General features: G+C 51.2%; 8 protein-coding genes and 1 riboswitch. Of the genes, 3 read left to right on the top strand and 5 right to left on the bottom strand.

Annotation, left to right across the window (positions count from 1 at the left end; all coding sequences use genetic code 11):
- Positions 1–160: 160 nt before the first annotated feature.
- Positions 161–1,126, bottom strand: coding sequence for a tyrosine-type recombinase/integrase (locus tag M891_RS0118560; RefSeq protein WP_009227162.1), 966 nt, complete (start codon positions 1,124–1,126; stop codon positions 161–163).
- Positions 1,127–1,361: 235 nt separating this feature from the next.
- Here M891_RS0118560 and M891_RS0118555 point away from each other — a divergent pair, with 235 nt between their 5' ends.
- Together M891_RS0118555 and M891_RS0118550 are read left to right on the top strand one after the other, a co-directional pair.
- Positions 1,362–1,982, top strand: coding sequence for an HD-GYP domain-containing protein (locus M891_RS0118555; protein WP_028539866.1), 621 nt, complete (start codon positions 1,362–1,364; stop codon positions 1,980–1,982).
- Between the two features lie 25 nt (positions 1,983–2,007).
- A complete protein-coding gene (locus M891_RS0118550; RefSeq protein WP_028539865.1) occupies positions 2,008–2,343 on the top strand; it encodes a hypothetical protein in 336 nt (111 codons plus the stop codon).
- A 19-nt stretch (positions 2,344–2,362) separates the two neighbouring features.
- Here M891_RS0118550 and M891_RS0118545 read toward each other — a convergent pair whose 3' ends face one another.
- The 4 genes from M891_RS0118545 to M891_RS0118530 are packed head-to-tail and all read right to left on the bottom strand — an operon-like array spanning position 2,363 to position 5,392.
- Positions 2,363–3,178, bottom strand: a complete 816-nt coding sequence (locus M891_RS0118545; RefSeq protein ID WP_036700988.1) for an ABC transporter ATP-binding protein — start codon at positions 3,176–3,178, stop codon at positions 2,363–2,365.
- Between the two features lie 29 nt (positions 3,179–3,207).
- Positions 3,208–3,978: an ABC transporter permease gene (locus M891_RS0118540; protein WP_028539863.1), complete on the bottom strand. Its 771-nt coding sequence runs from the start codon at positions 3,976–3,978 to the stop codon at positions 3,208–3,210.
- Entirely contained in the window at positions 3,975–4,268 is a 294-nt protein-coding gene (locus tag M891_RS0118535; protein WP_028539862.1) for an MTH1187 family thiamine-binding protein, read from the bottom strand. Before M891_RS0118535 ends, M891_RS0118540 begins: the two co-directional genes overlap by 4 nt.
- Before the next feature lie 56 nt (positions 4,269–4,324).
- Positions 4,325–5,392, bottom strand: a complete 1,068-nt coding sequence (locus M891_RS0118530; protein ID WP_028539861.1) for an ABC transporter substrate-binding protein — start codon at positions 5,390–5,392, stop codon at positions 4,325–4,327.
- A 155-nt stretch (positions 5,393–5,547) separates the two neighbouring features.
- Positions 5,548–5,660, bottom strand: a riboswitch (TPP riboswitch).
- A 306-nt stretch (positions 5,661–5,966) separates the two neighbouring features.
- Between M891_RS0118530 and M891_RS0118525 the strand changes: the two genes are divergently transcribed.
- Positions 5,967–6,167 (top strand): cold-shock protein, encoded by a 201-nt coding sequence (locus tag M891_RS0118525; RefSeq protein ID WP_009223993.1) that lies wholly within the window; start codon positions 5,967–5,969, stop codon positions 6,165–6,167.
- The last annotated feature ends 173 nt before the right edge of the window (positions 6,168–6,340 follow it).

Below are 6,340 nucleotides of genomic sequence, written 5' to 3'. Positions count from 1 at the left end.
CATGTCGTACAATAACAATTATGCGACAACCCTAGGTAAAAACTGGTCGAAATTTGGCAAGGTTTGTAATTAACCCTTGTTACATTATAGGACAAAAGAGCGATTTTTGCATTATTTTCGACACAAAAAATAGATAAATAGCACTAAAAAAATAGAAAAATCACATAAATTCCATCAAACTGTCCTGCACGAAGTCGGGAGCCGCCTTCTTTATTTGCTCGACGGTGTGCAGATAGCGCTGGGTCGTGTTGATATGGGAGTGCCCCAAGCTTTCCTGAACCTGCTGCAGCGAGGCGCCCTGCAGTAATGCCAGCGTCGCGTTGGTATGTCTTAACCAGTGGGGGGTCGGCTGCTTCTGAATTCCGCTCGCAATGCCTGCTTGTTTAATGATTCGTTCGATTTGCCGCGGCGTAATTGCAAACAGCTTCAACTCCGGATCCGGTTCATGCCCCTTCGCCAATCTGCGTGCATGCTCCTGGTACATGTTCCAGAGCTCTCGCGGAATTTTGACCTCGCGTGTTTTTCCGCGTTTTGCGTGGGATACGGTGAGCCATATGGATGTCTCCAGCATATCGGCATGAAAGTCCTTCCACTTGATGCCGCATAACTCAGACACGCGAAGGCCCAACAGCACCAGAGACAGGCCGATCAAGTAATTTCTCAGGCTCTGGCGCCGCAACGCCTCCAGCAGCTTGCCGACCTCGTTGCGGGTAAGATAATGTCTGCGGCTCGTTACGGCAATGGCCGGGATACGGACATTTTGCGCCGGATTATGATCGAAAAAGCCGATGCTGCTGTCGCTTCCCCATTTATAAAACGACTTCAGAGGCGCGATAAATGCAGCCACACTGGCCGGAGCAAGCGGTTTTTGGCCATCGCGGTAGAAGCCCTTCGTGAGGTAGATTTTATAAGCTTCGATTTCCCTCCAAGTCACATCCCGAAAACGCATTCCCGAAAGGAATTGCCTGAAATGCTCCAGGGCCCTAAAATAGTTTCTGCGGGTATTTGGCGCTTTGGCGCATGCCGTCAGGAACATTTGAATGATCTGTTCGTCCTGATAATCCTGTGTGACAGATAAATGGAACGGAAATTGCTGGGCTACAGCGGACAAATAATTAGTACCCATATTATGTAGTGGACCTCCTGTTGACTTTAATTTTTGTCGCATAATTGTTATTGTACGACATGGTCTGTTTTTCATCCGTTTGCTCTGAATCATCATCGGGTAAAAAGCGTTAAAATTTAACGGGGATTAAGCAAATTATTAGCCAAAATAACTTTTTTCTTTCGGGAAATAAGGAACGTCGACTCCGAAACGGGAGAGACGAATGACGACACAGGTTTTTTAGGGGGCAGAACGGTTGACTGTTTTTAATGAGTTCGTCGACGATTGGTACATGGACTATAGCCCGGAAGCCGTGAAGTGGTTTAACCTGCTGGTGCGCAAACATCCGGAAACCTATCACCATAGTATACGGGTTGCTATGCTGGCAGAGAAAATCGCCGAGCCGCTGAAGATCACCGGAGCTGAGAAGGACATGCTGGTCCGCGGGTGCTTTATGCATGATATCGGCAAAACGATGATCCCCCGCGCGATCATTGAGCAGCGGGAGCCGCTGACGGAGATACAGTGGAGGATCATTAAGCTGCATCCGGTCATCGGGGCAGAGCTGGTAGAAGCGGATCCTGCGTTTGGACCGGGCATTGCGGATATCGTCCGCTGGCATCATGAGCGTTGGGACGGGGCGGGGTACCCGGATGGGCTGAAGGGGAAACAAATCCCCTATAAGGCGAGAATTTGCGCGGTGGTTGACGCCTTCGATTCGATGACATCGGACCGGCATTACCGGGAACGGAAGCTGACTATGGCTGAAGCCAAGCTGGAATTGCACCAACATCGTGAGACCCAATTCGATCCGGAAGTAGTGGATGCGTTAATGGAGCTTTCCGATGAAATGCTGAATATTTACTCCATTATGTAATCAGCGGATATCAGGGGGAATGGACATGGAAAAAAGGTCCTGGAGCCGTCCCGTTACTCCGGAGGAACTGGAGGAAGCCAACCGGACAGGGAGGACTTTGCTCTACCTGCGCGTGACCTTAATTCCCGATTGTACACAGAAGCTGGAGCGATTCCGGCTGATTGACATGAAGTTAAGCGCCTATGAGCAGGTGCTTGACCGGATGCCGAATCTCTCAGATCCGGCAGGGCATTTAGAATCCATTGAATCGGTGACTTGGCTCATTGCCGTCGCTGGGGAAGCCCAGCACCTGCGGCGATGGGTCGAACTGATGCTGGATGTGGATCAGGTGGAGGTTACCGAGGTGGCAATGGAACGTTGATAGCAGGGGGAAGTCTATTTCAGACTCCTCCTGCTGCTATTTTGCGCTGCTCCGCCGCCATCATCGCCGCAATCTCCCGTTTTAATCGCATAAAATCGGGGTCCTCCAGCATTTCCTCACGCCGCGGCCGGGGAAACGGCACCTGGATGGTGTGCAGCACATGGGCCGGCCGGTTCGTAAACAAAACGATCGTGTCCGAGAGCATGAGCGCCTCTTCGATGCTGTGCGTAATCATCAGGACGGAGCGCTTGTTCTCTTCCCAAATATCCAGCAGCCAGCGCTGCATTTCACTGCGTGTCAGGGCGTCGAGCGCACTAAACGGCTCGTCCAGGCACATGACTTCCTGAGGGGCGAGCAGTCCCCGAAGGAACGAAGCCCGCTGCTGCATACCGCCGGACAACATATGAGGATAAGCTCGTTCAAATCCGCGTAACCCCGCTTTTTCGAGCCAATGCTGAATTTCCGCACGGGAGCTCTGCTTTCCGGCTCCGGCGATTTCCTGCGCCAACACAACATTCTCCTCGATCGTCCGCCAAGGGAACAACGCAGGCTGCTGCGGCACGTAACTGATATGTCCGCGCTGTCCGGTGACCGGGCGTCCCTGAAGGAGCACCTCGCCTTGATCCGGCGCGGTCAGACCGCCGATGACGTGGAACAGCGTGCTTTTGCCGCAGCCAGAGGGGCCGATGATCGACACGAATTCACCGGCCGGTACTCGCAGTGAAATGTCCTGCAGCACCGGAACCTCCCGGCGCCGGTCGCGGAACGTTTTATGAATCTGCCGAACCTCCAACGCGGGGGTGGCGTTATCTTTGGGTGTAGATGCTTCGCTCATAAACCAAGCCTTCCTTTCCGTTCGCTTCTCTATCTCCGGTCGTTCGCCGGTTTATAGCGGACAAGCCATTTTTCCAACAATGCAACACAGGCGAACATCGCCAGGCTGATGGCCACGATGATGGCGATGGCGACAAAGATCTTATCCGTGCGGAACGATGCCTTCTGCAGCATCATATAGTAGCCAATGCCTTTGTCTGCGCCAATCCATTCGGCAATGACCGCCCCCATCACGCTGTAAGTTGCGGCGATTTTCACCCCGGACATGATCGAGGGGATCGCATAGGGCACCTCCAGCTTGCGGAAAATATCCGCCTTGGATGCACCAATCATTCGCATATAATCAAGCATCGCCCGGTCCGTGCGGTTAAGTCCGTCCATGGCTGCCACGGCGACAGGGAAGAAGCAGACGAGCGTAATGACGATAATCTTCGGCAGGATGCCAAAGCCGAACCAGATCATCAGCAGTGGCGCCAACGCAATGGTGGGCACGTTTTGACTTAAGATGATGAGCGGATACAGCGATGCCTTCAGAAACGGGACATAATGCAGAACAAACGCCGTCAGCAGGCCGACAAGCGTCCCGATGGCAAAACCGATCAGCATCAGCCGCAGCGTTGCTAAAGTATGTTCCCCCAAGCTGGCCGCACCGGCAGCTGCTTCACGACCGATATCTACCGGGCTGGGGAGAATCCATTTCTCGATGTGGAACCAGGCGGTCGCGCCTTGCCAGATCAGTAAAAACAAGATGACCGCCACGAGGGGCGGCCATATGCTGTGCCAAAGGCTGCGGAGATTCATGGCCGATATTTTTCGATCAGCTTATCCATGCTGACGCCTTCGGGATTGTAGGAAATTTTAATTTGCGAAATGATGCCCGTGCTGCCGAATTCAATGACGGCTTCATTCATTTTCTTCACGATGGTCAGCAGCTCGTCGAGATCCCCCTCCATGGTCGTCTCCAGGGGATTCACCTGATATTTGACGCCGGAAGCTTGAATAACTTCAATGGCTCGGTCTACATAGGGAATGACGTCTTCACCGTTAGGCGTTTTCGGAATGATTTGAATGCTTAATAACGCGTTTGGCATGGGTAAGTTCATCCTTTCGAATAGGAGTTTTGGCATTAAAGAATTATTAAAGGTAGTTATTCGCTTGGCAAAAACTCGTTGGTAAAAGCGGCATCCACATCAAGCGGTTTCTCCAGGAGCTTGCGTTCAAACATCCAATCGGAGTAGTTTTGCCACACTTCTTTCTTCTGCTCGCCCCAGCGCGGAGCATCGTCCTTGTATTTCGGGCTGAGCCATTTTTGACTGGCCACCACCAGGTCTTTGTCGAGCTCCGGTACAGCTTTCAGCAGGATTTGCGCCGCTTCCTCTGGATGGTCAATCGCATACTGATAACCTTTCGTCACAGCCCGCATAAAAGCTTTTACGAGCTCAGGGTTATCCTGGATTGTCTTCTCGTTCGTCACGAGTACTGGTGTGTAGTAGTCCAGCTTCTCGGAGAAATCTTTGACATACAACATGTCCAGCGGCTCGCCTCGCAGCTCGGCCTCAACACCCGTCCAGGCGTAGAAAATCCAGGCAAAATCAATATCCCGTTTTACCGCTGTAAAATAATCGGCATCCCCGATGTTAATGAACTTCACCTTGTTGACATCAGCGCCTTGCAGATCCATGATCGATTGGATCACCGCTTGTTCCACCGGTGAACCCCAGCCGCCGTAGGCTTTGCCCTCGAAGTCCCGCGGCGACTTGATGTTCTTCTCGACAGGGGCAGCGAAGCCGGACGTATTGTGCTGAATGATCGCGGCAATCGAGACGAGCGGGACGCCTTGGATTCGGCTTTGCGTCACGTTCTCTTGCACGCTGACGCCAAACGGCACCTCTCCTGCGGCCACCATCGCTTCGGCGCCGCCGGAACCAGGCAGGAGGATGTCCACATGCAGTCCTTCCTCGGCGAAATAGCCTTGATCCTTGGCGACGTAAAGCCCGGTATGGTTCGTGTTAGGGCTCCAGTCGAGCACGACTTTCACATGTTGCAGCTCTGCATTAGAGGCTTGATTGGGTGCGGCGGCTTCGGTATTTTGTCCGCCTTGGTTTCCGCCTTCCGCTGTCCCGGCACGATTCCCATTCGCTCCGCCGCAGGCGGACAATACCAGCAGCAAGCAACCAAGAAATATGGCCAGTGCGGTACGTACTTGAACTTTCACGACTCCGACTCTCCTTCGTTGGTGTAAATTTCCGCAGCTTGTTCTTGGTATAACCCTGGATGTGCGTCCTTAAGCGTAACTTCCAACTTCCGGATACAAAAAAACGTCCCGGATCCGGGACGCGATAGGCAATGGAAATGACATGTAAAATAAGTTCATCACCATGGTATGGCTCCCTACGCTGGCATTATCCAGATCAGGTTGAAGGGTCAGTATCTTGGAGGGATACACTCTCAGCCGGCCAATTCCAGCACCCCTGAACAATATGACTGCAGATTACATCTGTCATTATAGTTTTCAGTAGTTAGATTTGTCCAGTCTTTCCGGTAGGCTTGAAAAAACAGGGGATTTGCTTTTTATCTGGCAAAAGGCTATAATGAGATCAAATCATGTTTTTGAAAGAAGATATCATTCACGCATTGAAAAGGGTGTCACTTTTTTAAAACTGGAACTTTTTTCAATGTGTGAATTTTTTTTATACAAGTGGTGCATGTTCAATAAGGGTCAGCCTTTATTTGAACGACTTCTGTTAAAAAAATGAATCATGTTAATCTTAAACAGGAGGTATTCTCCCATGGAAACTGGAACAGTAAAATGGTTTAACGCTGAGAAAGGTTTTGGCTTCATCGAAGTGGAAGGCGGAAATGACGTATTCGTTCATTTCAGCGCGATCACTGGCGAAGGCTTCAAAACCCTCGACGAAGGCCAACGCGTACAATTCAACGTGGTTCAAGGCAACCGCGGCCCTCAAGCCGAGAACGTTGTAAAACTGTAAGCTAGTTAGAAACTGCTCTTAATGCGTGCTCGCATTAAGGGCAGTTTTTCTTCGCAAAGATCATTAATGAGGTTAATTCTTCAGAAGTCCGCTTCTGATGATACATATAACACTACAACAAAATCATCAATGCACCTGGTTGGAACGTTCACCTTGAAGAGGAGGGGAATTTT

Source organism: Paenibacillus sp. J14 (genome assembly GCF_000518465.1).
Lineage (GTDB): Bacteria > Bacillota > Bacilli > Paenibacillales > Paenibacillaceae > Fontibacillus > Fontibacillus barengoltzii.
The sequence above is the reverse complement of the archived record's forward strand: the minus strand, read 5'-3'. Positions and strand labels throughout refer to the sequence as shown.